Origin of the sequence: Candidatus Nitrosopumilus sediminis (assembly GCF_000299395.1) — an archaeon.
GTDB lineage: Archaea > Thermoproteota > Nitrososphaeria > Nitrososphaerales > Nitrosopumilaceae > Nitrosopumilus > Nitrosopumilus sediminis.
The window spans coordinates 1,232,295-1,258,665 of record NC_018656.1 but is presented as its reverse complement, the minus strand read 5'-3'; the positions used below and the strand labels follow the sequence as shown (position 1 = coordinate 1,258,665).

The 26,371-nt window shown below is 32.5% G+C and carries 30 protein-coding genes; 23 read left to right on the top strand and 7 right to left on the bottom strand.

Features of this window, described 5'->3' with window-relative positions; genetic code table 11:
- On the bottom strand, positions 1 to 477 hold the full coding sequence (locus NSED_RS07510) for a cupredoxin domain-containing protein (RefSeq protein WP_014965658.1): 477 nt from the start codon (positions 475 to 477) through the stop codon (positions 1 to 3).
- A gap of 99 nt (positions 478 to 576) precedes the next feature.
- Between NSED_RS07510 and NSED_RS07505 the strand changes: the two genes are divergently transcribed.
- Entirely contained in the window at positions 577 to 876 is a 300-nt protein-coding gene (locus NSED_RS07505) for a hypothetical protein (protein ID WP_014965657.1), read from the top strand.
- Between the two features lie 15 nt (positions 877 to 891).
- Here the strand turns inward: NSED_RS07505 and NSED_RS07500 are convergent, their stop codons facing one another.
- On the bottom strand, positions 892 to 1,755 hold the full coding sequence (locus NSED_RS07500) for a prohibitin family protein (RefSeq protein WP_014965656.1): 864 nt from the start codon (positions 1,753 to 1,755) through the stop codon (positions 892 to 894).
- Between the two features lie 106 nt (positions 1,756 to 1,861).
- On the opposite strand from NSED_RS07500, the gene NSED_RS07495 reads away from it, so the two are divergent.
- Together NSED_RS07495 and NSED_RS07490 are read left to right on the top strand one after the other, a co-directional pair.
- On the top strand, positions 1,862 to 2,281 hold the full coding sequence (locus NSED_RS07495) for a hypothetical protein (RefSeq protein ID WP_014965655.1): 420 nt from the start codon (positions 1,862 to 1,864) through the stop codon (positions 2,279 to 2,281).
- A 120-nt stretch (positions 2,282 to 2,401) separates the two neighbouring features.
- The gene (locus NSED_RS07490) at positions 2,402 to 4,006 is read left to right on the top strand and encodes a cation:proton antiporter domain-containing protein (protein WP_014965654.1); all 1,605 of its coding nucleotides are present in this window, start codon (positions 2,402 to 2,404) and stop codon (positions 4,004 to 4,006) included.
- A 278-nt stretch (positions 4,007 to 4,284) separates the two neighbouring features.
- Here NSED_RS07490 and NSED_RS07485 read toward each other — a convergent pair whose 3' ends face one another.
- Positions 4,285 to 4,464 (bottom strand): hypothetical protein, encoded by a 180-nt coding sequence (locus NSED_RS07485; protein WP_016940226.1) that lies wholly within the window; start codon positions 4,462 to 4,464, stop codon positions 4,285 to 4,287.
- A gap of 140 nt (positions 4,465 to 4,604) precedes the next feature.
- On the opposite strand from NSED_RS07485, the gene NSED_RS07480 reads away from it, so the two are divergent.
- The 4 genes from NSED_RS07480 to NSED_RS07465 all read left to right on the top strand — a co-directional run bounded on the left by NSED_RS07480 (position 4,605) and on the right by NSED_RS07465 (position 9,804).
- Positions 4,605 to 5,912, top strand: coding sequence for a hypothetical protein (locus NSED_RS07480; protein WP_014965653.1), 1,308 nt, complete (start codon positions 4,605 to 4,607; stop codon positions 5,910 to 5,912).
- Between the two features lie 62 nt (positions 5,913 to 5,974).
- Complete coding sequence (locus tag NSED_RS07475; RefSeq protein WP_232212372.1) at positions 5,975 to 7,288, top strand: hypothetical protein; 1,314 nt, start codon at positions 5,975 to 5,977, stop codon at positions 7,286 to 7,288.
- Between the two features lie 48 nt (positions 7,289 to 7,336).
- Positions 7,337 to 8,668, top strand: coding sequence for a hypothetical protein (locus NSED_RS07470; RefSeq protein ID WP_014965651.1), 1,332 nt, complete (start codon positions 7,337 to 7,339; stop codon positions 8,666 to 8,668).
- Between the two features lie 107 nt (positions 8,669 to 8,775).
- Positions 8,776 to 9,804, top strand: a complete 1,029-nt coding sequence (locus NSED_RS07465) for a hypothetical protein (protein WP_014965650.1) — start codon at positions 8,776 to 8,778, stop codon at positions 9,802 to 9,804.
- Here the strand turns inward: NSED_RS07465 and NSED_RS07460 are convergent.
- A complete protein-coding gene (locus NSED_RS07460) occupies positions 9,787 to 10,212 on the bottom strand; it encodes a DUF6659 family protein (protein ID WP_048103535.1) in 426 nt (141 codons plus the stop codon). The two genes, NSED_RS07465 and NSED_RS07460, sit on opposite strands and share 18 nt — an antisense overlap.
- Positions 10,213 to 10,560: 348 nt before the next feature.
- Between NSED_RS07460 and NSED_RS07455 the strand changes: the two genes are divergently transcribed.
- The 13 genes from NSED_RS07455 to NSED_RS07405 all read left to right on the top strand — a co-directional run bounded on the left by NSED_RS07455 (position 10,561) and on the right by NSED_RS07405 (position 22,206).
- Positions 10,561 to 11,169, top strand: coding sequence for a GNAT family N-acetyltransferase (locus tag NSED_RS07455; protein ID WP_014965648.1), 609 nt, complete (start codon positions 10,561 to 10,563; stop codon positions 11,167 to 11,169).
- On the top strand, positions 11,169 to 11,969 hold the full coding sequence (locus NSED_RS07450) for an amidohydrolase family protein (protein WP_014965647.1): 801 nt from the start codon (positions 11,169 to 11,171) through the stop codon (positions 11,967 to 11,969). The genes NSED_RS07455 and NSED_RS07450 overlap by 1 nt, the downstream gene beginning before the upstream one ends.
- A 273-nt stretch (positions 11,970 to 12,242) precedes the next feature.
- A complete protein-coding gene (locus tag NSED_RS10345) occupies positions 12,243 to 12,407 on the top strand; it encodes a hypothetical protein (RefSeq protein WP_016940228.1) in 165 nt (54 codons plus the stop codon).
- A gap of 40 nt (positions 12,408 to 12,447) precedes the next feature.
- Positions 12,448 to 14,616 carry a M20/M25/M40 family metallo-hydrolase gene (locus tag NSED_RS07445; RefSeq protein WP_014965646.1) on the top strand — a complete coding sequence of 723 codons (2,169 nt, stop codon included), beginning with the start codon at positions 12,448 to 12,450 and terminating at the stop codon, positions 14,614 to 14,616.
- On the top strand, positions 14,613 to 14,777 hold the full coding sequence (locus NSED_RS10340) for a hypothetical protein (RefSeq protein WP_016940229.1): 165 nt from the start codon (positions 14,613 to 14,615) through the stop codon (positions 14,775 to 14,777). The genes NSED_RS07445 and NSED_RS10340 overlap by 4 nt, the downstream gene beginning before the upstream one ends.
- Before the next feature lie 5 nt (positions 14,778 to 14,782).
- Positions 14,783 to 16,429, top strand: a complete 1,647-nt coding sequence (gene corA, locus NSED_RS07440; RefSeq protein WP_014965645.1) for a magnesium/cobalt transporter CorA — start codon at positions 14,783 to 14,785, stop codon at positions 16,427 to 16,429.
- A 57-nt stretch (positions 16,430 to 16,486) separates the two neighbouring features.
- Positions 16,487 to 17,290: an ion transporter gene (locus NSED_RS07435; protein WP_014965644.1), complete on the top strand. Its 804-nt coding sequence runs from the start codon at positions 16,487 to 16,489 to the stop codon at positions 17,288 to 17,290.
- 15 nt (positions 17,291 to 17,305) lie between these two features.
- On the top strand, positions 17,306 to 18,937 hold the full coding sequence (gene ggt / locus NSED_RS07430; protein ID WP_014965643.1) for a gamma-glutamyltransferase: 1,632 nt from the start codon (positions 17,306 to 17,308) through the stop codon (positions 18,935 to 18,937).
- Complete coding sequence (locus NSED_RS07425; RefSeq protein ID WP_014965642.1) at positions 18,934 to 19,704, top strand: N-formylglutamate amidohydrolase; 771 nt, start codon at positions 18,934 to 18,936, stop codon at positions 19,702 to 19,704. The genes ggt and NSED_RS07425 overlap by 4 nt, the downstream gene beginning before the upstream one ends.
- Positions 19,705 to 19,888: 184 nt before the next feature.
- Entirely contained in the window at positions 19,889 to 20,308 is a 420-nt protein-coding gene (locus tag NSED_RS07420; protein ID WP_014965641.1) for a PRC-barrel domain-containing protein, read from the top strand.
- A 60-nt stretch (positions 20,309 to 20,368) separates the two neighbouring features.
- Positions 20,369 to 20,848: an SHOCT domain-containing protein gene (locus tag NSED_RS07415; RefSeq protein WP_014965640.1), complete on the top strand. Its 480-nt coding sequence runs from the start codon at positions 20,369 to 20,371 to the stop codon at positions 20,846 to 20,848.
- A gap of 26 nt (positions 20,849 to 20,874) precedes the next feature.
- Positions 20,875 to 21,621, top strand: coding sequence for a hypothetical protein (locus NSED_RS07410; RefSeq protein WP_014965639.1), 747 nt, complete (start codon positions 20,875 to 20,877; stop codon positions 21,619 to 21,621).
- A 330-nt stretch (positions 21,622 to 21,951) separates the two neighbouring features.
- Positions 21,952 to 22,206, top strand: coding sequence for an Lrp/AsnC family transcriptional regulator (locus NSED_RS07405; protein ID WP_014965638.1), 255 nt, complete (start codon positions 21,952 to 21,954; stop codon positions 22,204 to 22,206).
- Positions 22,207 to 22,239: 33 nt separating this feature from the next.
- Here the strand turns inward: NSED_RS07405 and NSED_RS07400 are convergent, their stop codons facing one another.
- Complete coding sequence (locus tag NSED_RS07400; protein ID WP_014965637.1) at positions 22,240 to 23,562, bottom strand: dicarboxylate/amino acid:cation symporter; 1,323 nt, start codon at positions 23,560 to 23,562, stop codon at positions 22,240 to 22,242.
- A gap of 183 nt (positions 23,563 to 23,745) precedes the next feature.
- On the opposite strand from NSED_RS07400, the gene NSED_RS07395 reads away from it, so the two are divergent.
- On the top strand, positions 23,746 to 24,138 hold the full coding sequence (locus tag NSED_RS07395) for a DUF6659 family protein (RefSeq protein WP_014965636.1): 393 nt from the start codon (positions 23,746 to 23,748) through the stop codon (positions 24,136 to 24,138).
- 83 nt (positions 24,139 to 24,221) lie between these two features.
- Here NSED_RS07395 and NSED_RS07390 read toward each other — a convergent pair whose 3' ends face one another.
- Positions 24,222 to 24,971, bottom strand: a complete 750-nt coding sequence (locus tag NSED_RS07390; protein ID WP_014965635.1) for a DUF4377 domain-containing protein — start codon at positions 24,969 to 24,971, stop codon at positions 24,222 to 24,224.
- An 88-nt stretch (positions 24,972 to 25,059) separates the two neighbouring features.
- On the opposite strand from NSED_RS07390, the gene NSED_RS07385 reads away from it, so the two are divergent.
- Positions 25,060 to 25,323, top strand: a complete 264-nt coding sequence (locus NSED_RS07385) for a hypothetical protein (protein ID WP_014965634.1) — start codon at positions 25,060 to 25,062, stop codon at positions 25,321 to 25,323.
- 38 nt (positions 25,324 to 25,361) lie between these two features.
- Positions 25,362 to 25,490 carry a hypothetical protein gene (locus NSED_RS11010; protein WP_016940230.1) on the top strand — a complete coding sequence of 43 codons (129 nt, stop codon included), beginning with the start codon at positions 25,362 to 25,364 and terminating at the stop codon, positions 25,488 to 25,490.
- Between the two features lie 192 nt (positions 25,491 to 25,682).
- Here NSED_RS11010 and NSED_RS07380 read toward each other — a convergent pair whose 3' ends face one another.
- Positions 25,683 to 25,811, bottom strand: coding sequence for a CxxC-x17-CxxC domain-containing protein (locus tag NSED_RS07380; protein WP_026090086.1), 129 nt, complete (start codon positions 25,809 to 25,811; stop codon positions 25,683 to 25,685).
- Positions 25,812 to 26,371 lie beyond the last annotated feature (560 nt).

The following is a 26,371-nucleotide window of genomic DNA, read 5'->3' as shown; positions in this document are numbered from 1 at the left end:
TCAAATAAGATCTTTCCAAATTCCTTTAAACTCGTCACTTGCAACCACTGTTACAATTTTTATCGTACCTAATGGTATTAGATTCTCTCTCTTATCGTAATATGTGAACTCGCCTTCTTTATCTGGATAAATTGTAATTGTGTCTTGTTGTCCTGGCTCTAGCAGATTTGTTTGAACATTAAATCCGTCTATGTATAATCTGTGAAAAGTTGTGCCATTATTTATCACTGTTAAAATATATGCAAATGATGTTCGTGACAACAACGTTGGATTTGCATCTCCTCTAACTCCTTTAATTCCTCTTACTTTTGTTTCTCCATCTACGTCTTCAAAAACTATTGTCTGCTCAACAGTTTCTGCCCAAAAAATATCCACATGTCTGACATTTCCCTGCCCCACAAAGCCTATAGTTACGGCTAATCCAAATATTCCTGCAACCATGGCAACAATAATCCATTTTTTGTCATTTGCCTCCAACTTGATGTATTTATTACTCCTTTCTCCTTTAAGAAATATCTACTACTTTCTCACTAATGAAGAATAACAATCAAATATCAAAATACTGTACTCATTAGCATGGCCTCAATTATCATTATTCCTATAATCATTGTTGCAATTATTGGTTTGTCTGGGTATCTTGTTTATCGATTTTTAATTTATGATTTGTATTGTAAAAGATCTGTCATCCAATCTCTTCGAAAATATAATATTAAAAAAACTCCATCTCAAATTATCAAGGAATACTATGAAAATAAAGGAGAAAAAATTACACACAAAGAAATCCAAAACCTTGAAAAAAACTACAGACAAAATGAACCTGAACAGTTTCTTGCAATGTATGATGCAATTAGAGAGAATCTTAAAGACAAAAAATAATCTTTTCTAAATAACTTAAGGCTTTACTGGAATTTGAATAAATGGTGTTCCGCCTTCACCTACCACTAGTGGTAGTTTACCATCCCATGCTTGGGTCTTTAGCCAATCCAAATAGTTTGGATTCTCGGCAAGTGCTCTGTTAATAATGGCAATTGCTTCTGCTTCACCTTTGGCTTCTGCAATGTTTGCGTTTGCCAAACCAACTGCATTGGCTTCTGTCTGTCTTGCTTCAACTTCAATCCTTCTCAAGTCATTTTCTGCTCTAAGTGCATTTTGTTCTGCTTCTACTTTAGATTCAATTGCTTGAGCAAATAATGGTGAAAATTCAAAATCTGTAATTGAAATTACATCTGTTATAACTTCGAATTGATTCAATCTTTCAGTGATTGCAGCTTCGATGTCTTGTTTAACTAGAGGTCTTTTTGTAATTAATTCTTCAGCGTTATACTTTGCAGTTACTTGTTTTACTGTTTCTTCTATTGCTGGCTGAATTACCCTGTTTTCGTAATCAAGTCCTAAATTCTTGTATAGTCTGTGCACTGCCTCTTTGTCTGGGTGGTAGTTTACAGTTACAGTTGTTTCAACTGTTTGCAAGTCTCTTGATGCACTACGGGCATCACTTGCATACTTTAGTGTACGAACTTCAATGTTAACAACTTCATCTTGGAATGGAACTACAAAATGCAATCCTTCATCAAGTGGGGGCTGTGTAAGATCAACTGCACTCCAATGCAATAGAACCCCCCTGTGACCAGAATCAACAATTTTTACAGAAGCTGTTGCGACTACACCAATAATTATAAGAAGAACAATTGCAACTGCAACACCTTTTGCTGCACTCATGTTCACATTAACTTTAGGAGATTGATATTTTGACAATGTATACAGTATCACATCTTCTACTATTATACCAATCTAATGTGGTATCTATTCAGAAATTAGATACTTCTCAACAAATTTATGCTATCTTTGTGAAAAAGTACTAATGGCTGATCCAAATTTTTCATGGATTTACATCATAATTTTCTTGGCGATCCCACTAGCAAGAATCATTCCTCGCATTTTAGCAAAAAAAGGAATAGGAAAAAATTTCTCTCAACCTAAACCTCAAAATGAATTTCAATCCGGATTTGCTGAAAATAGTATGAATGTGCAAGAAAAGTCTAAAATGGAATCATCCAAACCTCAATCAAAAAATGATCTTGTTTTAGGTGCACTGAATAAAGGCTCAAAATCATTTGAAAGTATTCAAAAGAATACTGGATTGAATACGCAAGAACTTGATTCTGTCTTGGAAGATTTAGAAAAAAATGGATTACTCAAAGTCGTTCATAAACAAGGATTATTTGGACCCAAAACTGAACTACATCCTACTGATAAAGGATTTAAGGAATATTATTCATAAATCAATTTTTCGTTCTTTAAAATCATTTGTTTACAGGGGAATTTTGTAAAATTAGTTTGATGTTATGCATGGATATTCGCATTTAGTTTATCTAATGGATATATTGAAATATGTTCAAGTTTGTCATTTGAATCTATTTTATTTATAGCAGTATTAGTTATTGCCTCAAAACTTGGGGGCGAACTACTTCATAGAATTGGGCAGCCTACAATTCTTGGAAATGTAATAGCAGGAATAATTGTAGGTCCTACTTTTTTGGCGTTAGTACATCCAATTGAAGCAATAGAACTTTTTGTTTCTATAGGTGTGTTCTTTTTGTTTTTTTTAATTGGTCTTGAAGAGATTGATGTTGCTGGTTTGTTCAAAGTAATGAAAGGTAAAATTTTCGCCGGGGCCGCAGTTGCATTTTTAATTCCTTTTTTGGTTGCAGGTATTTTTGGATTGGCAATAGATATGAACTTCATCCAATCTTTCGCTATTGCAAGTGTAATAGCTGCATCAAGTTTGGGTGTTACTGCAAAAGTACTAAGTGATCTTGGAAAATTAAAATCCACGATCGGTCTTGAAATTTTTACTGTTACTGCAATTGTAGAGTTTATAGCAATTATTTTTGTCAGTGTATTTATTCAAATAGATACAAGCTCAGAAACTCCTGAGATTTCAGAGATGTTGTGGTTGTTTGCCAAGATGGTAATTTTCTTTGGAGTTGCTGCATTTCTTTCAGTGTATGGATTACCACAGTTTTTCAGATTGATTAAAAATCATCTTCGTGTACAGGCGGCATATTTTGGAATAGTAATTGGAATGATTCTACTTGTTGCATATTTTGCAGAAATAAGTGGAGTACATGGTGCAATCGGTGCACTCCTTTTAGGAATTGCAGTTTCTAGGATGACTAGGGATGAATATCACGAAATTTCAAAAAATATCAGTGCAATCGGGTATGGACTTTTCATCCCAATATTTTTTGCTGGAATAGGTCTTCATTTCAGCCTTGCATTCTTGGATTTGGAATGGTGGATTATTGCCGTCTTTCTAATAATTATGACTGGTGTCAAGTTTTTGAGTTCGTATATTGCAGTACGTATTGCAAAAATGCGACCTGCAACGACTGTCGCATATGGCGTAATGTCAAAAGGTGCAGTTGATCTGGCCTTGATGTTGTCTTTGCTTCAAGCAGAAATCATGGATAACAAGATATTTTCTCTTTTGGTTCTTGGCACTCTTATTACTATGATTATTTCAAGTGTTGAACTTCAACGTAAATTAAAGAAAATTACTCCCTTTAAGGTTGGGGCATCAGAACTTGGTTTATCTGCATTTTATTTCAGAAAAGTTGTATCTGACACTCCTGCAATGGCAGTAATTAATACTGACTTTTCTAAAACAACCCCTGATATTACAATTAAAGAATTTACTGAAAATAATACAGTAACAAAAAAACCATTTCTTGTTTTTGATGATGATAGACTTGTAGGGCTAGTATCAAAGCGAGAAATAAACAAATCTCATAAACAAACAAGAGATTTGACCACTGTTGGTGATGTAATGTATAAAAAATTCCATGCTGTATTGCCTGATGAATATCTATTTTCTGTAATTCAAAAGATGAACTCACATCCATTTGACATGATACCTGTCGTTGATCCTGTTGATGGGAAGGTTATTGGAATAATTACAGATGAGGCAATCATGAATCTGTTAACTGAAACTAAAAAAGTTTAAGTTTATTCCATATTGATTTCTGATTACTTGATTTTGACTATAGTGAAATAATCCTAAACTATTAGCAACATGTGTTAAAATTAACATTCCATATTATCATCAAATAATTTCTTTTTTTCTTTCCCAATACTTAATCACCTCCAATATTATCTAAGAAAGTAATTTTCAATACATTTGAGTTTGGTAAAATTTTAATCATTTGAATGTCTCCAACAACTCTTCTTCAAATTCCATTTCTGATCTTTTCTTTTTCAAAAGATTTTGAATAAAAAATTTGATCAATTCCAATCCTCCTCAAATCCAAGAGACAACCCTCTGAAATCTTCCCAAGAATAAGTTTGAGTTGATTCAATTCTTTTATTTGGAAGTTTTTCCCTTTCTCGTACTGGTATTCTTTCAACCAGAATTTTTTGTGGCTCAGGTTGCCTATTTTCTTTGTAGAGAGTTTGAGTGCTCATGATGTTTAAAATCAAATTTTGGTATTAAGGGAGATTTTTTTTGATTCTAACCTAATCAAATCCAACTGGTTATTTTTATGATAAATTCAGTCATGTAGTTGACTTCATAGGCATAAATAATCAATATGTTATGTACCTCTGTGGGACTAACATCTTCTAATCTCTCTGGACTTAGAGTATTTCCTCCTATTTCTATCAAAAATAGAACTCTGGAATTTTTTGAATTTCTAAAATATGAAACCAAATCACTTCGAGGTGAAACAATTCTGTCTAAAGAGGAGTTATTAGATGTGATGACTAAAAGTTCCAAAATTAAGCAAATATCAAAAATTAAAAAATCTGAACTGAAAAAACAATTTGAAGACTTCGCCAAAGAATTGGATAGAGCACTATTCATTAAAAATTCAAAAACTGAATTCTCTGATATTAAATGGACAAGAATTGATAGTTTTTGTAGTTTGCTAAGATTGATTGAGAGAAGTGATGAAAGGAAAATTAGGTGGGCATTGTATCATTTATTTGCTGCAAAAAATGTGCAAATTTCAACTATTAAATTAACTGAAATGTTAAATGATTTTAAAATAAAAAACCTTGAAAAAATTATTGCTAAAATTTTAAAGGCTGAGACACTTTCTGGATTTAATGCAAAATTTGATGGAAAATTTTTCATTATTAATCATGAAAAGAATGATAAACTTGTACCTCATTATTTAGCTGATGCCATTGATGAACCATCAAGACGTTCTCCTGGTGAATTAGAAGAAGAAATTTTAGAATTAATTGACGAAGGATCTTACTCTAATCAAGAAATCTCTCAAGCGTTACTAATTGATGAAGGACTTGTTTCTAGAACTATCGCTAAATTACGCGAGCAAGATAAAATTATTCTTTCAAGCTTTGGTCAAAGAGGTGCTAGATACTTTACAACAAACTGTGAAAACTGTCCTTTCGGAACAACAAAAGCGTCTTGTAGGAAAGAATCTATTTCATATGTTGCAGAATCATTTATGCATGATTTTGGTTTGGATCTTTCTGCAAACGACTTTGATTCTGTTGAGACAAATCAGGCTCTACTAAAGATTAAGAGAATAGTAATGATGGCTAGAAAAGAAAAGAATACAAAACTTGAGAGAAATCTAGGTGAAAATCTAGCAACATTGCTATCTAAAGTAGTGGACAAATTCACTGAAATTGAAATGCCTGATAAGAAAATCGCCCTTTCTGAAATTAAAATGAATGTGCCTGTTGACATGGCAAAATTGCCTCTTTTGTATCAATTAGGGCTTGAAAAAGGAGCACAAGGAGGCATTCGTCTTATGGATGAGATGCTACATTTGGCATCAAAATCTATCAACAAAGATGATAGGCTCAAAATTAAAAAATATGCTCTGACAGAATCAAACAAGTTTCTAAAAAATATTGGAATGGACAAAAAAAATACTAGTTGATTTAATTCCGAATCAAATCAATCCACCTGAATGTTTTTTAAGCATAAGAAATGAATATTGTTGTGAATCTAATCCCTGTATTTGCAGTATTACTTGGAATTGTATTGATTTCAGGAACGCTGCCTTTTCAATCTTTTGCAGATGTAATTAGTCCAAGACAACAGATGAAATTTGATTTTACAAATGATCAAATAATCTGCGCAGAAGGGCTAGTAAAAATAATAAAAAGTTCTTCAGATAAAGCTTCATGTGTAAAACCATCTACTGCTGAAAAATTAGCTAAGACTGGATGGGCAAAAAAACTCTCTGAGCAAAAAATAGAAGAAATCAAATCAAAAAAATTGATGAAAGGTGAATCCGCTGGAACAATTACAAAAATTGCAACTTTGAAACAACTTTCAACAAGTTCTGGTGCGAAATCTTCCAGTATTTCTGGATACGCCTATATCTTTGATGCTTGTGGTACTACAAAATTAGTAAAAGCTCCTGAAATCTATGTAACTTCTGATAGTGAAACAAAGAGTGTAAAGTTAGCAAGTGCATTAAAACCTGGTTCATGTTACACAAGTTCTGTAAACATCAAAGCTGCAGATCCTAACTCTATTGCTGCAACCCTTCTAAACAAAGGAGGAATTTCAGAAAAAATTTCTACGCTTGAAACTCAAATAGCTGATCTAAAAAGCAAAATTGCAACTGCTAAACAAAAAATTCCAACATCTGATAAACAATCCCCAAAAAATGAAGATTTGGATAATATAGCATCTATGAAAAAAGAATTGAAAGGATTACAAGACCAACTTAGAAGATATCTGATGGTTTTGTATGTCCCACCAAATGTCAAAGCATCAAAAATTGATTTACCAAAATCCATTACAGGAAAACCCCTTGATGGGATGAGTACCAGTCTGATCTCAGTAACTGATAGTGTATCTCCAACTGGCTCTAATAATCCTGAACTTAAAAGATTCAATGTGGTTTTTGAAGCATGTGCTGGTGCCCAAAGTATTAGGTTGCCTATAATCACAGTATCTTCAGATTCTGAATCCGTTGATGTGAAATTAATTGATAGAATTATTCCAAACTCATGTCAGGTTGGCATTACAAGAATTAATGCACTAGATTCTGAATCTATCGTTCCAACAATAAGTGGAAATTCTGCGGTTTCCTCACAAATCAAATCTTTAGAGACTCAGATAAAAGAAATGGAGGCTTCTCTAGCTGATATGAGAAGTAATCTGGGAGATTTAGTTTCTAAAAAACTCGATTCTGCCACTGAACCACTTGCTCTAAAACTAACAGAACAAATCAGTGAATTGCGTAATGATATTTTAGAAAATAGAGTAAAACTCAATTCATTATTGCTTAAAGCTTCATGATCCCTTTGATTTTAGTAGATTTTATGAGATATACGGAAGATTGTAAAATTGACTAAATTTTTCTCTGTATTCTTTTTGATCTTTGTACTACTTGCATCTACTGTAACTACATCAAATTTTGTGTTTGCAGATGTAATTCCTCCAAAAGATCAGATGGATCTTAATTTTACTCCAAAGGAAGTAGTCTGTAAAGAACATCTTGTAAAAATAATTCGTACTTCTAATGGGGATGCCGCATGTGTTACTTCTGAAATTGTTGATCTGTTAGTTGAAAGAGGATATGCACTTCCAGTTTCTAAAATAATGGAAGAATCTGATGAACAATCAAAACCAATAGGTACACTTACTCACATGGCAACAACTAAGCAATACAAAAAGCCTGGCGTAGTAGAATCTTTTCCAAAAATTAACACTTTCAACTATGTTTTCAAAATCTGTGCACTAGATGAAAAAATTAAATCTCCTGAGGTAATTATTATATCTGATTCTGAAACAAAATCTGTAAAACTCCGAGATGTCTATCTAAAGTCTTGCTATACTACTGCATCTCTAGTAAAAGCATCTGATCCTAATAGTATATCTGCTAAATTACTAAATCATGGTGGAATTACTGAGTCGATAACTGAACTTGAAAATAAAATTACCACTTTACAATCTGATATTGCTATTCAAAGAGAAAAATTGTCATCTATTAATAATGAGCCACCAAGTACTGATCGAGCAAAAAAAGTCTCTGCAATTCACAAAAAAATAACCGAGATTAGAGATGAACTAAAAAATGTACGATATGAACTTCAAAAATATTTGTTGTTTCTAAACTTAAGTCCAACCAGTGATATTGCACCAATTCCAAAAGGTAAATCCATAACAGGTGTAAGTGTTGACGGTGTAGTCTCTGAAATTATATCGGTTCATGAGGCACTTGTACAACCAGAAGATAAGCCTGAAAATTCTATGGCATATAATATGATTTTTGAGATTTGCACAGATAATACTGGTTTAAGAATCCCAATAGTGGAATTATCTTCTGATATATCGAAGAAGACAATACAGATGGCAGAAAAGATTTCTCCTAATTCATGCCAGATTTCAACTGGAAAAATTACGGCACTTAATTCTAATTCAATCTTAATTAAATTAGCAGGTCAGACACAATCATCTGAAATTATAGTGACACTAGAAAATAAGATTAATTCTTTGAAAGATGATATGAAAATAGAACAGGACAAACTCAATTCTGTTTTAACTTCAAGTTCAATTAGTAAAGAAGAACGTGATAATACTATTTCTGAATCTACTCTGAAGATAGATGCACTACGTAAAGAATTACTCTCTACAAAAGCAGAACTGCATAAAATAATTTTGCAAGTATATCGCTAACACTATATTTTAAATCGGAAATATGGGCTAATCTATTCTAAGATCTATTAAAACAAGAATAGATTTTTTGGATCCTGTTAAATATAGTAAAAACTCATCAAGATGCAATGACTATAACAACTTTAATTGCAATTTTTGCAGTTGCTGTTCTATTAACAGGAACTATCGCAGGACCTATGGGAGTGATCCAATCTGTTGATGCTGCCAAATCTAAAGGTACATTCACAAATAAGATTAATTCAAACAAAGTCTGTGGCGATAGATTATGTTCTGAACCTGTAACAGAGAAAAAACCTGTTGAAGGAAAGAAAAAAGAACAAGTAAAATCTGAAAAGAAAGCAGAAACAGCAGAAAAAGCTAAAGAAGTTCCAAAGAAAGATACAAAATCTGAAACAATGAAAGCTGCAAAGTCTGTAGCAACCCTAAAAGTACCAAAAACTGTTACTGGTGTTTTAACATCTGTTCAAGATCCAGGTCAAGGACATGAAAACCACCAACTAGCTATAGTGTTACCACCTTCTGACAAAGTATATCGTGGATTTATGACATATACTGCATCTGAAAATGTTCAACTTGTAGCATTGCATGGTCCATTAAAAGATAGTAATGTCAAAGGACAAAAAGTTTGGAGTACTGATGGCAAAACAAAGTTTGGTTTAACATTTGTAGATAAAGAAACTGCTGCAGGTGTATGGCAATTCTCAGGAAATGCCATTGCAATTCATACAAAGAATTCAGAACCATTCACTGTAAGCTACTCTGTAACATATACTGAGAACATCACTGATGGACAAAAAGTCTTTAGAAAAACCATAACTTCTGAACAAGATCCAGGAGTTGGACATGAAACCCATCAACTAGCTCTATTGCTACCTCCTAGAGAACAGGCATATTCAGGTCATCTAACATTTGATGCATCTGAACCAGTGCAAATTGTAACTTTGATAGGACCTCTCACTAAAGGTGAGGTAATAGGTTTACCAAGCTGGACTACAGATGGTAAAACATACTATGCACTATCTCTAGTTCCAACCAAGGCATCTGGCTCTACACAGTTCTCAGGTAACGCATTGGCACTTCATACGATGAATTCAGAACCATTCACTGTAAGCTACTCTCTAGTACTTACAAAATAATTTTTTATTTTTTAAATTAACTTCCGATATCGATATATCATCAAACAATTCTTCTGCCTTTTTGATTATTTTTTTATCATCTGCATCAGGCTCTGCTGAAATGAGCACCAAGTTATCACCTATTGGTACGCTGATAATCAATTGTTTTGTTCTTCTTGATGCAATATAGTCAATTGGCCCCAGAACTTCGTCTAGCTCTTGCCTCATTTTAAAATCTAATTGCATCTGCATGTATGTCATGGCAATTTTGTCTGTATCTATGAGTGGTGATGTTCCTGCTTTGAAACCTCCTGCAATCAACTTACCAAGATTATTGATTACTCCCACATGTCTAATTTTATCTTCGTTGGATAATTCCTTACATGCAATATCTAATTTTTTAATATTCTCAGCAGTAATGCTTGACATAGTTTTTACGGACTTGTTCTCAACTTTAAACATATTGAATTCCAATTTTTTGATTATTTTTTTGGTTTAATTGAATCTGGGTTCTTTAAAATATAATGAAACATACACTGTTTGTTTATAGTACATTGGCATTTCACATTTCAAGCTTTGAATGTTATTATTTAAACAATAATTGAGTTGACTTTATACGAAATGAAATCAACTATTGATTAGATTTTAAGCACTTTTTTTGCAGTTGATAAAGTTGCTAAATCATTACACTAATTATGGTTGTTTGTTCAAACATTTCTAAAATAAAACATGAATTCCTCCTCCAAAACTAGACGCAGTCATGTCGTTATACGATTAATGACATCAAATGATATTCCAAAAATTGTGGAATTACAAAAACTTGCATTTCCAACTATGGCTGCAGAAGGTGTTTATTGGAAACCTGAACAATTGGAGGCTCACTTGAAAGTTTTTCCTCAAGGTCAGTTTGTTGCAGAATATCATGAAAAAATTGTTGGCTCTTGTAGCAGTTTGATAATAAAACTAAAGTCAGAATATGAAAATCATACATGGAAAGATGCATGTGGAGATAGTTTTTTTAAAAACCACAACCCAAAAGGAGATACACTATACGGTGCAGATGTATCATCACATCCTGACTATAGAAGATTAGGAATTGCCACAAAATTATATGATGCAAGAAAAAAATTGGCAATTGAGCTTAATCTACGAAGAATAATTGCTGGTGCAAGATTATCTAATTATTGTGAATATGCAAATGAATTAACCCCTTTAGAATATGTTGCAAAAGTAAAACGACATGAAATTAAGGAACCTGTATTGTCGTTTCAGATACGAAATGATTTTAAATTTATTAAAATCCTTCCTAACTATATGAAAGACCCTCGTTCATTGAACAATGCAACTTTTATTGAATGGAAAAATCCTTACTTCGTTGAGAAATAATGATAATTGATTGCCATGTACATGTAAATCAATATGAACTGACTAAACATGTTCCTTTACTTGAAGATAGATTAGAAATGCTTCAAACTGAGATGACAAGCAACAATGTAGATTATGCAATAATATTATCCTCTTACAAAGAAAATTCAGAAAGGCCATCAACTAAGCAGATCATTGATGCTATCAAAAAATATGATAATCTTGGAATTGCAGCAGGATTTACAATAGATAATCACACCGATGATGATCTTAAAATCTATCGGGAGTGGATCAAAGAAGGTAAAATTAAAGCTATGAAAATTTATTCAGGCTATGAACACTATTATCCTTATGATAAACAATATCAGAAGGTCTATGATACATGTATTGAATTTGATATTCCTGTAATGTTTCATACTGGAGATACATATTCTGAAAAAGGAAAGCTACGATATTCCAGGCCACTTAATCTTGATGATGTTGCAGTAGATAATCCTGAATTAAAAATTGTAATGTGTCATTTAGGAAATCCTTGGATTCAAGATGCACAAGAAGTAATCTACAAAAATAAAAATGTCTATGCTGATGTTTCTGGGCTTGTTATAGGCTCATTTGATCACTTTTTTGAAAAGATGATGAGAGACAAAGTTGCAGAATTGATCAATTATGCAGGTGAACCTAGGTATTTGCTTTATGGCACAGATTGGCCAATTAGCAATATGGATTCATATCTCAATTTTGTAGCTAAACTAAATATCAAAAAAGAATTCAGAGATAATTTGATGTATAAAAATGCAAAAAAATTGTTTAAGATTTCATAAAATAATGATAGGATGCCAAAACAATTCATTGTGTGAATATTTATTTTTTATATTGACTTTTTCAACATTTAACAGTGAATTCTATGAAGGCAGACCTGTCATCAAAGGGAGCAGACAGCTGTCTTATCACGAATTCACTGTATTACAATACTAATTCAAATTATTAAAATTAATTCTAGTTGATTTAAATCAGAATTAAGATAACTGGTTATTTTACTTCAATACTAATTTAAAATTATTTGTCTTTATAATTTTGGAAACGTACATGTAAACATGAGATGTCCTAATTGTGGAAACCAAGCAAGCTGGAGAGATCCTGATTGTAACAAATGTGATTCTACATTACACCAGAAAAATTGTAAAGGAAAATCTGCTGATTGTAAATGTCATGAAATTAACGAACAGTTGTGGATGCAGAAAAAAACCAAACAATCTTAGTCGAATAGGTTAATATCTATTAAAAATCAGGATCTGCAAGATGAAAGTTGCCTTAATCTATAATGAAACTCAGATAGATCCAAATGATGTAATCAATGTTTTTGGAATGACTACAAAAGAGCATTACAGTACAAAGGCTGTAGAAAGAGTTGCAAGAGCATTAGAAAAAGGTGGTCATACTGTAAAAGTGATTGAAGGAGATATCCATCTCGCTGATGAATTACGAGAATTTATGCCAAAAGTTGTTGCAGGTGAAACCCCTGGAATGGTTTTCAACATGGCGTATGGCATTCAAGGTCAGAACAGATACACACATGTTCCGGCAATGATGGAGATGCTTGGAATTCCATACATGGGGTCAGGCCCTGCAGGACATGCAGTTGTTCAAGATAAGGTAATGACAAAAATTGTTTTACAGAAAAACAATATTCCAACTCCTGGATTTTGGGTGTTTAGAACTCCTGAAGATACATACGATGATCTAGTGTTTCCTGTGATTGTTAAACCAAAACTAGAATCCACATCTATGGGAATGGAAGTAGTGGATAATTGGGATGATCTTCGAGCTGCAGTAAGAGTTCAAATTGAAAAATTCCAACAGGATATCCTAGTAGAACAATTCATTTCAGGACGAGAATTTGCAGTAGGGTTATTGGGAAATAGTCCTAACATAGATGTTCTTCCAATAGTTGAAATCAATCTAGATGATCCAGATCAAATACAAACGATATCTGATAAAAAGAAAAAGGGTGGTGTTGATAAAACATGTCCTGCAAAATTATCTAAAGAAAAAACAGAAGAAATGAAGCAGATGTGCATCAAGGCATTTGCCTCTTTGGGATTAAATGATTATGCTAGAGTTGATTTTAGGATGGACAAAGACGAGAATCTTTACATTCTTGAATTAAATTCAATGGCAAGTCTAGGACTTGGTGGCTCGTATTATTATGCAGCACAAGTTGCTGGATATACATATGATTCTTTAATAAATAAAATCCTAGATGTATCTGTAATTCGATATTTTGGATCTTCTATCCATCAACATGACAATGAGACTGATTTAACTCAACCATTACGTGTCGTTGCTAGAACCTATCTGAGGGGACACTTACATAGCATAAAAGAAACCCTGCAGAATTTTGTGAATCTAAATACCCACGTATACAATATTGAAAATGTAAATCAACTAGGAAATATGATCTCTAGGAGATTAAAACATCTTGGATTTAGTGAGCATATTCATAGACAATATGATGTTGGAAATTTTTATTATTTTAAAAATCATACAGAGCCTGAAAATGATGTTCTTCTAATCTCCCATCTTGATACGCACTATGGACCTGATGATCTAATTAGCTATCATGAAGAAAATGACAAAATATTGGGTTCAGGTATTGCAGAAAGTAAAGGTGGATTGGCAGTAATGCTAGGTGCATTACATGCATTACGTTTTGCCAAAAAACTTCGAAAAGTAAGATGTGCTGTATTACTTACCACTGATGATAGTTTAGGTGGAAGATTTAGCAAAAAATTCGTTAAAGAATATTCTAAAAAATCAAAATATATCATTGGATTAAAATCAGGTAGTAAAGATGGTGGGATTATAACTACTTGTTATGGTAGGAATGATTATCAAATTAGATTTACTACTCCTAATGATCAACCCACCTCAGACATTCATGGAATAATTCCTGTTTTAGCAAAAAAACTTACTGCACTTGAAAAGCTATCAAAAGACGAAAAAGATTATCGATTAAGAACTACCTCTGTTGTTTCAAAGGGTTCTCATGGTAATACTCCAAATTTTGCCACATTGACATTGATATGTAGTTATAAAACAAAAAAACTCGGAGAATTACTTGAATCAAAAATTCAAACTATAATGAAAAAAAGAGAAACAGGTTCTAAAAAATTGGATGTATCCATAAATAAAATTCAAACTAGACCTGCAGTGTTAGAAGAACCTTCTGACACAAAATTTTATGAGATGGTTGAAGATCTTGCTAAAAAACATGAAATTAAAATCAAAAAACATTCTCAACTTATCTCTTCAGATATTAGTAATGTTCCAACTAAACTTCCAGCATTAGATGGGTTTGGACCTTTAGGACATAACTATCGCTCAACTAAAGAATACATAATTCATGACAGCATTGTAGATCGTGCTGCATTATTGGCATCAGTCATCTTTAGATGTGCTCAAAAATGAGTTTAGAATATCAGTTAATTAGACTGCCTGTATTGATTGATTTAATGCATGCTATCGCAAAAGTTGGATATGCACCAAACTCACCATCAATTAAAATCAAACAAGTGAAAAAAAACAAACCTGTTTTAATAATAATTCAAAGGATCTCAAATGAGGTGTAATTAAGATGAGAGATAAAATTGGCATAGTCATAAACAGGCTTGTTTATGGATTTACTTTTGCTTTTTTGTATCAAATTGTTATTGGAATTGCAACATCTTTATTTTCATTACCTCTAACAGGAAATATCCAAGATCTTATATCTGGAGTTGAACAAATTGATTCACATCAAGGACCATGGCTTGTAGGTTGGTGGATTATCTCAACAATTATTATCACTGTGATGGCGTTGTTAATAATTAGATACAAAAAATATTTGTCTCCTTACAAAGGTGAAAAAGATATTGAAATTCCACCAAAGATTACTGTTGTAACTGCTATAATTATTGGTGCCTCAATCTCTTTCTTGTTCTTTTTACTTGATACAATAATTGGATTCATTGTTGAAACGGGATCAAAAACTGATGTAACTGCTATTTATCAGGCTGCAATAATAGGTGATTTTACCCCGTTAACTGTTAGTGTTATTTTTTCAATAATTGCTGGCTTTATTATTGTGGGGGTAGCAAGCAAGACATCCAAAGTTAAAGAAATCACAAAAGATCTTGGATTGCAAGATATTGCAGGTATTACACGCATTATGAATAAAACTAAAACCCAGAAAACAACTTTGGTTGATACAATTGGACAACGTCCTGGAGCTCTAATTCATGTTGGAGAAAGAAAAGTTGATCAAGTCACAATGAATTTAATTGAATATGATGAGAAAAATATCAACGAAATAGGCAATGCCACAATTGAAGAATGTTTAGAATCTAAAAACAAACCAAATGTATCTTGGATTAATGTGGTTGGTGTTCATGATGCAGAAATCATTAAAAAATTTGGGGATAATTTTGACATCCATGCACTCCATCAGTCAAACATAATGAATACTGAATTAAGACCATACATCGAGGTATTTGATAACTATGTCTTGATTATGTTAAAGATGCCTCATTATGATGATGAAACAGGCAAACTAGAATTAGAACAAGTATCTGTTATTTTAGCTCAAAACCATGTTTTGACTTTTCAAGAACATAGTGCAGACTTTTTTGATCAAATTAGAAAAAGATTAAGAAACAGCTCAGGAAGTATTCGAAAACTTCAAAGTGATTATCTTACATATGCAATAATTGATGCAATTATTGACAGTTATTTTCTAGTTATTGAAAAAGTCGGTGACATGACAGAAAACATAGAAGAAGAATTGATGAAAAATCCTACACCTGAGACTATGCAGACTATTCAAACATTAAAGCGACGGATGATTGCACTGAGAAAATCCATTTGGCCTGCACGTGAAATCGTGGACTATTTGGGACGAGATTCCACCATTTTGATTTCTGATGGTACTCGAACATATCTTCGTGATGTTTATAATCACGTAATCCAAGTCACTGATTCTATTGAAGGACTACGTGATGTAATTGGGGGTATGCTCGATACTTATCTCTCAAGTGTGAGCAATCGTATGAATGAAGTAATGAAGACTTTAACCATAGTTGCAGCAATTTTCATTCCAATTACATTCATAGCTGGTATCTATGGAACTAATTTTTCATATGTGCCAGAACTAGAATGGGAAGGAAGTTATTTTGTAATGTTAATTGCAATGGCAACAATATCTGGAATTATGATTGCTTGGTTTAGGAAAAAGAGATGGCTTTAATTTGAATCTCTGTAAAAAACCTATATTTTTAGTCTTTCAACAAATTGAGTACAAACAATGAGCAACAGAGCACTGCAAAGAACATATGAAATTCTTGAAGGGACAACTGATGATAAAGTTACAAAAACTTTTCAATTTTTCATTATCGCTTTGATTACTGTAAATGTTATTGTAGTTATAATTGAAACAGAAGAATCTGTTTTAGATGAATACGGTTATCTCTTTACTCCTTTTGAAGTATTTTCCATTATTATTTTCACATCAGAATACATTGGAAGAATTATGGTTTGTAAACTAAACCCAAAATATCAAAATTCAAAGTTAGGTTTTATTAGATTTGTATTCACTCCTATGATGCTAGTTGATTTAGCTGCAATACTTCCATTCTTCTTACCTTTTGTGGTTGCAGATACTCGCTTCATTAGAATAATTAGACTTTTGAGATTGTTCAGACTCTTCAAACTTGCAAGGTATTCTGATCCGATGCAAACTTTGGGACATGTATTCAAATCAAAGGCAGGGGACTTAGCAGTTGCATTTTTTATTTTATTTATTGTATTGATTTTTGCATCTAGTTTGATGTATCATGCCGAACATGAAGTACAACCTGAAGCTTTTTCTAGCATTCCTGCATCTATGTGGTGGGGAATTGTTACTCTTACCACTATAGGTTATGGTGATGTTTACCCCGTAACTGTGCCTGGGAAATTAATTGCTGCTGGTGTTGCTGTAATTGGAATTGCTGTCTATGCAATCCCTACAGGGATTATGGCATCTGCATTTACTGAAGAGCTAAGAAAAAAGAAGATGCAGAATAACAATACCTGTCCTCACTGTGGAAAGGATATATCTCGTAATTAAAGAAGGAATTGGAAATTGAAGCTTGAACAAATAGAAAAATCATTCAAAGCTACTTCTAACAAGAAATGCTCCGTTGCAAAAAGAGGTATGGTGTCATCAGCATTTCCTGATGCAACAAAGGCAGGAGTTGAAATGCTCAAAAAAGGAGGCAATGCAATTGATGCAGCATGTGCAACAGCCCTTGCATTAGGTGTGTGTGAACCTCAAGCTTCTGGAATTGGAGGCCAATCTATGGGAATTATTCATGTTAATGGAAAATCATACGCAATTGATGGCTCTAGTCGTTCTCCTTCTTTGGCAAATTCATCAGCTTACACAAAGACAAAAAATCGTCGTCTGGGGTACAAAGCAACCACAGTTCCAAGCACTTTGGCTCTAATTGGATTTCTACATGAAAGATACGGTAAATTGGAATGGCAAAAAATAGTTGCACCATCAATTCACATTGCCAAAAAAGGATACAAAATTACCCAACTCCAACATGACTTACAAGAAAGAGAACTAAAAAATTTTCTTTCAATCAAATCTAAATCAGGTGCGAAATATTTCTTAAAAGATGGTGTTGTTCCATATGATGTTGGAGATAGATTCGTTCAAAAAGATCTAGCTGCAACGCTTGGCATGATTTCAGATTATGGATATCAAATTTTCTATCATGGTGAAATTGCAAAAAAAATTGCTCTTGATATGAAAAATAATAGAGGTCTAATTCAGGAAGAAGATTTGTCATACATACCAGAACCATTAATTCGAAAACCTATTAGCAGAAAATATAGACATTTAACTGTTGTAACACTACCTCCCCCTGCAGCTGGAAGAACTTTGTTACTTACACTCATGATGCTTAATCATCTCCCTTCCAAATTTTTGCGTAGCTCAAAACCTAGCTCATATCATTTTGTTGCAGAAACCTTCAGAAAAGCATTCTTACATCGAGTTCAGCGACCATTTAATCGACACACATATGATCAAATTGTGGAAAAAATACATCTCCAAAGATCCTTTGCAAAACAGATGGCTGATTCAATTCATAATTCTATGGATGCCACATTGCCCATGATTGATCCTGATTTTGGTGGTGAAGATACAACACATCTATCAACTATGGATGATGAGGGAAATGCTGTAGGTATCACTCAATCTATCGAACTTGCCTATGGTTCTAAAGCAGCAGCTGATGGGTTGGGATTTTTATACAACAATTACATGTCTGCATTTGAATTTACTAACCCAAATCATCCCTTTTACATTAGACCTAATGCTATACCGTGGACTTCTGTATCTCCTGCATTAATTTTCAATAATTCTAAACTTTGGATGGTGCTTGGAAGCCCAGGCAGTCAGAGAATATTTTCTACTGTTACTCAATTCCTATCACGAATAATTGACGGTAATCTTCCTATGAGTGATGCGATTGAAAGACCACGATTTCATTGCTCCATAAATGGCACTGTTAGTATAGAAGATGGAGGATTTCGAACTGAAATTATTAACTATCTTAAAGAAATGGGATATGAAATTTCTATAAAAGACAGATATTCATTTTATCATGGTGCAATTCATGCAGTAATGAAATTACAAACACAGGATGGATTTCATGGAGTAGCTGAAGTAAGACGTGATGGAATAGCAGAAGGATTGAATTGACTAAACTACCTGTATTACTATCAATACCACATGGCGGTGCAAGAAAACCTACAGAACTTGATGGCCATTTATCTATAACAAATAAGGATCTTTTTGATGATTCTGATCCTTTTGTAATAGAACTTTATGATTTAGGGGATAAAGTCCAACGAGTAATTAAAACAGATATTGCAAGAGCCTTTGTAGATCTTAATCGTTCTTTGCAAGATATGCCTCCAGAAAACCCTGACGGATTGATAAAAAGTATGACTTGTTATAAAAAACCAATTTATACAAATGGAAAGGCACCTGATGACAATCTTTGTAATTTGCTAATAGAGCTGTATTATTTACCATATCATAGGTCTATCAAAAAAAGTATTGAAGAATTAGATTTGCAGTTATGTCTTGATTGTCATTCAATGGCATCTATTGCCCCAGGAATATCTCCTGATGGAAATAAAAATCCTCGACCAAAGTTTTGTTTATCAAATAATGACGGACAAACATCTTCCCAAGAAATGATTGAGTTGTTAGCTGACTCTATCTCTAAATCATATTCTATTGATCGAGATGAAATATATCTAAATGATCCCTTTCATGGAGGGTATATTACTAGAACATATGGAAATAATCCTTATCCTTGGATTCAAGTTGAGATGAACCGAGACATGTATTTACGATCCCCTTGGTATGATGAAGATGCTCTTACAGTGGATGACAATTACCTCCAAAAATTAAACAAGCAATTTGAAAATTCACTTGAACTTTTCTTCTCAAAAATCTAATTTTCACACCAAACTGATACATCAAATGTCAACTTTGTTTGAGTTTATTTTTGATTAGGCAATTTTTTAATTCTAATTAATGAGTATGATTAGAACATGTAGACACTGCGGGAATGAATTTTATGATTTGTATAGAGTTTGTTGTTCTGCAAAATGTGCTAAAGAAATATCCTAGATTAAAGGCATGAAAAACCAAAATAAATTCTTGGGAAAATACTGGTTTGGTCAGCATCTTATTGGACTAAATGTTTTTGACAGTAAGGGAAACGATTGTGGTAAAATTCAATCCTTGTGTATTGACCCACAAATATTCTCGATCTCGGGTGTTATGGTAAAGCAAAGATTATCTTCTGAATATTTCATATCTGCCAGTTATTTTGAAATCTTGACTGATGATTCTCTTCGATTAAATTCAATTCCAATAAAACCTCATGACAAGATTGTAGATGTAGACGGAAAATCCGTAGGGAAGGTTATCAAAATTAATCTTAATTCTGAGACAAACAAGATTCAATCTCTTGAGATAAAATCACGATTTAAATCAAAAATCATCCCTTCTGATAGAATTGTTGGAGTTGGAGATAAGATAACAATTAAAGATTAACTTGCAAATTAGTACGTCCTAAGAATATATCTGTTAAAATAATACCTCTGCACTAAAACTATGGAATCAACATATATGGAAAATAAAAAAGTCAAGTCTGAAAATTCTAGAAAAACTATTAAAAAAAAGCAAGAGCATACTCTTGATGATGTTACAAAGAATTATGCTCAAACAATAGAATTTGGAAAACAGATTGGAAAAGAATCTATTACAAAAATACATCAAATCACAAATAATACTGCGGATTTTCTTAAATCACAAGAATATCTAAAAACATTGAAAATTAACTCGTTAAAACTTCGTGAAAAAGGTTTAGAACAAAAAAATATGCTCAAAAAGAACAGTCCTAAATTTTACAAAAAAATTACCACTGCTTTTTTTCTCTTCTTTGAATTACTTGTAGGGAGAATCAAACTTGGTACACAATATGGCACTTCGAGTCTTGAAATTCTAGAAAAACTAGCTAAACTCAAAGAATTGGGAATTATCACAGAAAAAGAATTTAATGATAAAAAGAAAAAGATCTTAGATAGAATATGAATACGTAGCAAGGGTTTGAAATAAAATTGCCTCATGAAGAAAACCTAAAACCAAATAATATTCCATCTAAACAAACTATTGTACTTAGAACTAAATTATTGCCTCAGGATATTATGAAAATTTTAGAGAAAAAGAAAACATCTCTTTTTGGTTCTACATTAAGAAGACCCAAATCTGATGAAGTAACTGTTGATAACCCTCAATTATTTTTGGAACAATTCATTTTTGTTTTGGGTCACTATGAAATTGACTTTAATCGAAATACCACATACATGATTAAAGTAGAACCTGATGTTGTGGAAGTTGCAATTGGTACTGAAAAATTCTCTGTTTTAAATAAATCTGGAGTATGGAAAAAGTTTGGGAAAAAGATGAAACAAGGAGTTGGAATAACTAAACAAGATTTAGAAATCAAGGCTACTGAAAATGTAATTAAAAGTATGACCGATTCTATATATCTAGACAATAATGGATTAGAAACTCCTTTTTCTTATAGTACCAATTCAGATGCAATAGAAAACTATGCTCAAAAGGTTCTAGACTTAAACAAAGGACATGTAAGAAGAAACAAAATGATTGATGATGATATTTTTTCAAAACTAGCTCACAAACTCAAAGATAGTCTTAAACATGATTTGAAAATAAATCATGAGGAATTCATTGTAACAGAATTTCGTGAGATATTTGTACCAATTTATGAAACAAAATGCTATGATAATAAAAACAAGGTTGCAGTTGCTAGAATTGATGCAATTACTGGAAAATTAATCTAAATTATGATTGTCGAAATAACAGACTTTATAGCATTATTGACCTGTTATTATTAGGATGAAAACACTATGAACAAAGAAAAAAGTATGAAACATTTTATGAAATGCACCTTTTGCGGGAAGTCTGATCGTGTAGAATACTTGGGTGGTCTAGATTGGTTTTGTAATAAGAGATGTCATTACAATTTTAGACACAGGAAGACGACATGATGACAGTTTATCAAAAATTCAATTAAGATTCTACTTCAAGTTAAATCAGTAAAAAAGAACGACAAGTTACAATTTCCAAACAATTCATAGAGATCTTTAATAATTTGAAACGTAATTTAGTGTATGCAAGCATACATTCTCATAAATTGTAATACTGGCAGTGAAACAAGTGTCATTGCTGAACTTAGGAAAATACCTGAAATAATTGAAATTAATGGGATTTGGGGGAAATATGATATTTTCATAAAAGTTAAAACTCCTGATCCTGATGGCATAGAACTGATTACCAAAAGATTGAGAAATCATCCTGACATTACAGATACTTTTACCATGCATGTATTGTATGGTCAGGGTGGCAGTATAGATCAAGAAAGTTAGAGTCTATTACTGATCAAAGATTTTGTAAACATTTCACAATTTCTTTTCAGGAGGTTTATCTTCCTTTATTCTATTATCAAAAAACAAACAAGCAGTAAGATCTCCTGTAACATTAACCATAGTTCTAGTCATATCCAAAATTCTATCCACCCCTAACAGGAGTACAACTGCAACAGGAGGAATTCCTGCAGCTATCAGAATTGTTGAAAGAATTACTATCCCTGTTCCAGGAGCTGATGGTGCTCCAATGGATGCTGCAAGAGCAGTTAGAGAAATTAACAGAATTGTGGTAAATCCTAAATCAATACTGAATAACTGCGCTAAGAAAAATACTGCAACTATTTGATAAAGAGCAGTTCCATCCATGTTTATTGTAGCACCTAAAGGAATGATAAACTGAGAAACTTTGGGTTTTATCTTCATCTTCTCTTCTGCAGTTTTAATTGATAGTGGCATTACTGCAGCAGAACTGGAAGTTGAAAATGCTAACAACTGTGCATCTTTCATCATTGCAAAAGTTGAGAATAATGGTCTCTTCGTAAAAAATTTGATGATTAACATGTATACAAATATCATTGCAAAAAGACCTATGACAACAGTTAGCATGTATGCACCTAGTCCTGAAAGTGCAGACAGTCCAAGCTTTGATGTGATGCCTGTCATTAGACCAAATGCTGCAAATGGTGCCAAACGCATTGCCCATGACACTACTTTCAAGGTGATTTTTTGCACGGATTCTAACAAGTCAAGTATTGGTTTTGAGCTTTCTTTGGGCAAAGTAATCATTGAGACTCCGACGATTATTGCAAAAACAATGATGCTCAACATCTCGCCGGACATAAAAGATGCCAATGGATTGCTAGGAACGATTCCTACTATGCTTTGAGGAATATCTAAAATAGACATTTCTGTGTTTTGAACTGGTTCTAGATCCTCTATTCCAAAACTTTCTCTAATCAAAGAACTATCAATAAAATTTCCTGGCATTATTGTAGTTACAACAATTATTCCAATTGTTAGTGCTATTGCAGTTGTTGCAACAAAATACAAGGAAGCTCCAAGACCCATCTTTTGAAGTTGTTCTAAGCTTCCAGATGATGTTAGTCCTCTAATAATTGATGCAAAAATTAACGGTACAATAATCATTTGAATGATTTTTAGAAAAAGATTGGCAGGAATAGATAGCCAATCAGTAATTATTTCTGTAGTCTCTTTTTCAACAATTCCGAACTCTGGTCCTAAAACCATGCCTGTAATCAGCCCTAAAAATAATGCAAAAAGCACTTGTGCCCATAATTTCCTCTTTACAAGATATGTGACATGGGGAATAGGATATTTGAATGACTTTAGTGCCAATGTGATATTATCATATTTCTATTATATTAAAAAAAATCTAATTCTCATCTATGGTTTTATCCTTTATGCGTACATTTGATTTTGTGAATTAATTTTACAACTAAGAGTTTAGGTGGTGTAGTTAGCAAAACTGACATCTTAAAAGCTATTTACATAGATAACAGATCATAGTAATCTGTTAGCATGAGTAAATCAAATTTTGATCCAAAAGAATATGATGAAAAGTGTAAGAAAATACTAGAAGACCCCGAAATACTTTTTGCAGGATTGCTAGATGGATCTGGAACTCTTTTAGCTGGTGGGTACAAAGAAGGGACATGTTCTAGATTAACAGATGAACAACATCAATCCATTTGTACAGAACTAGCATCCAGAGTTACCAAAAGAAAAAAATTCAATTCTGAACTAGGACACGTAAAATATTCTTCCTCACGAAGAGAGCATGTTGTAATAATGAGTTTTCCAATTTATGATCATGTGGTAATGATTATTGCTGAATCACACATTAACATAGATAGATTTGCTTTTAGAATCCTTGCCACTCTTGGGAGACAGTGGGGAGATAATGATGAATAGAAATTTAGATTTTATAGATTATAGCAGTTAAATTTTACATAAAAAATGGATTTTACTTCTATAATTTGCTCATGTGATTGATTTTAAGGCTCTAGAATTTCTATTAGGGTATACTTTAGTGATGAACTATCTGCTGGGGGATTTTCGACATTGTCAATCATTACTTTAAGTTTGTATTGTATCCCTTCTTGAAAATCAAACCCTTCTATTTTATCATAAAACATTTGCCATTTAGAATCTGTGCTTTCCCTAACTAACATGCATTGTTGAGGACTCACACCTACACAATCAACTAGTTTTGAATCAACATACAAAATCTTAGTCTCAGATGATGCGTTACATTCTCCAGAATACTTGACTTTAACATTGTGACATGTAGCATCTTCAACACCACAAGCATAAGTGATGTTATCTTCGCCACAAACAGGATCATAGACCAAACACTGAATTGAGCATTCTTTGTTTTCATTTCTGTTGAACTCTTCACGAATATCTTGCCTTAATTTATCAAGTTCTGATTTTGGAATGTCAAGACTAACCATTTTTCTAATCTGGTTCATCAAAACAAGTCCTTCTCTATCCTGAGTTAGTTTTTGACCTGTCTCTTCAAACGTATAATACGCTTTCATAATCTCAAGACGTTGATTTCTATCATCTTTGTCTGGATCATCTATCCATCTCTCCACCATCGCTTTCAAATCTTGCTGTGATATAGTATGATTAGATTCTGAGTTTGTCTGAAGAAAATTTGTCTGCTCTTTATCCAGAAAATTTATTGCAATGATTCCAATTATAACTGCAATTCCAATACTAATTGGAATTATCTTATTCATATTGTTTGATTTAATGATTTATTCTTAATTGTTATGATTAATTTCTAAATTCCAATAAGCTTAAGTCCAAACAAAATTTAGGAAATCATTGAAACCTACAATTCTTTTCATAATAATCATCCCAATTATTATAGCAGTGGCATTTTCAGTTTTTCTAGTTTCATCATTTAAAGAGGAAAACCCTCAAAACACATCTGAGGATCAACGTAATGAAATTGCATGGCAGTTACTACAAAAAACATATCTTGAACAAGAATGTAGGGAAAAATTCATTGGTCAATCTGAGGAATTAGAAAAATGCTTTGATCGTATTGAAGAGGAACAAAGATTGAATCCTCCCACTATGCCATAATTCCAATAGGCTTAAGTGCTCAACATATCAGAAAACTCATGTCAACAAATGTGACAGAATCCTGTCTTGATTGTGGAACTCCTTTAGAATTGACTCTTGCAGGTCAGAAAAAAAAGCCATGTCCTAAATGTGGAGCATATCGAAGAAAAAGAGAATATCCTGATTAAATCCTGACTATCCAAACCCTGTAAGAATTGACTGAATTTATTTTGCGGCAAAATACCCGTGAAATTTTTGTATGAACTTTTCCTGATAATCCATATGCTCTATTATACATCTCATAAAATAAAAAAAGGTTTGAGAATTATCTAAAAATAATTATGTTCAAAATTAATCAAACGAAACTAATCTAAAATCTTCTACTTTCTATGTTTTGGTAAACATTCTTTACAATATACAGGTCTATCTGGTTTTGGTTCAAAAGGAACTTCTGAATCTTTGCCACAATCTGCACATGTACATTTGTACATTTTTCTGTCTTCTGACATAATTATGATATTATTATCACCTATAAGAACCGTCATAGTTGTAGAAAAAGATCGTTTTCTAGTAAATAATATGGGAAAAAGAAAATAAATTATTGGATTTTGATTTGCTTTTTGCCCCATTTAAGCTCAAATTCTTCTTTAGTAATTGGAATTCGAGATTTACACTTTACACATCTTCGTATTTTGTTATGTTTTGAATATCTCCAAACATGTGCTTCACTTTTTTGATGGCAGTTCATACATGTCTAGCTTTTGTATCAACTTAAGCGTATTGAATTCCATGTTCACTGTTCTTTAAGCGTAAATCTACAATGAGTACATGATTCATTTTCTTGTGTAGAATACGATAGACCACAATTTGAACAAATGATGATATCTACCATATACAATACATCATAGTGTGCCATAAAAACTACTGTTTTGACAGCTGATTCTTCAACGACTGTTTAATTTTTTTAATAATAGTGCAATTGTTTTTCTCTAATTCAAACAATGCTTGTTTGAAAATTAGCTAAAATAATTATTGCATTCATTTAACTTTTGAAATTATTCTAACCCAT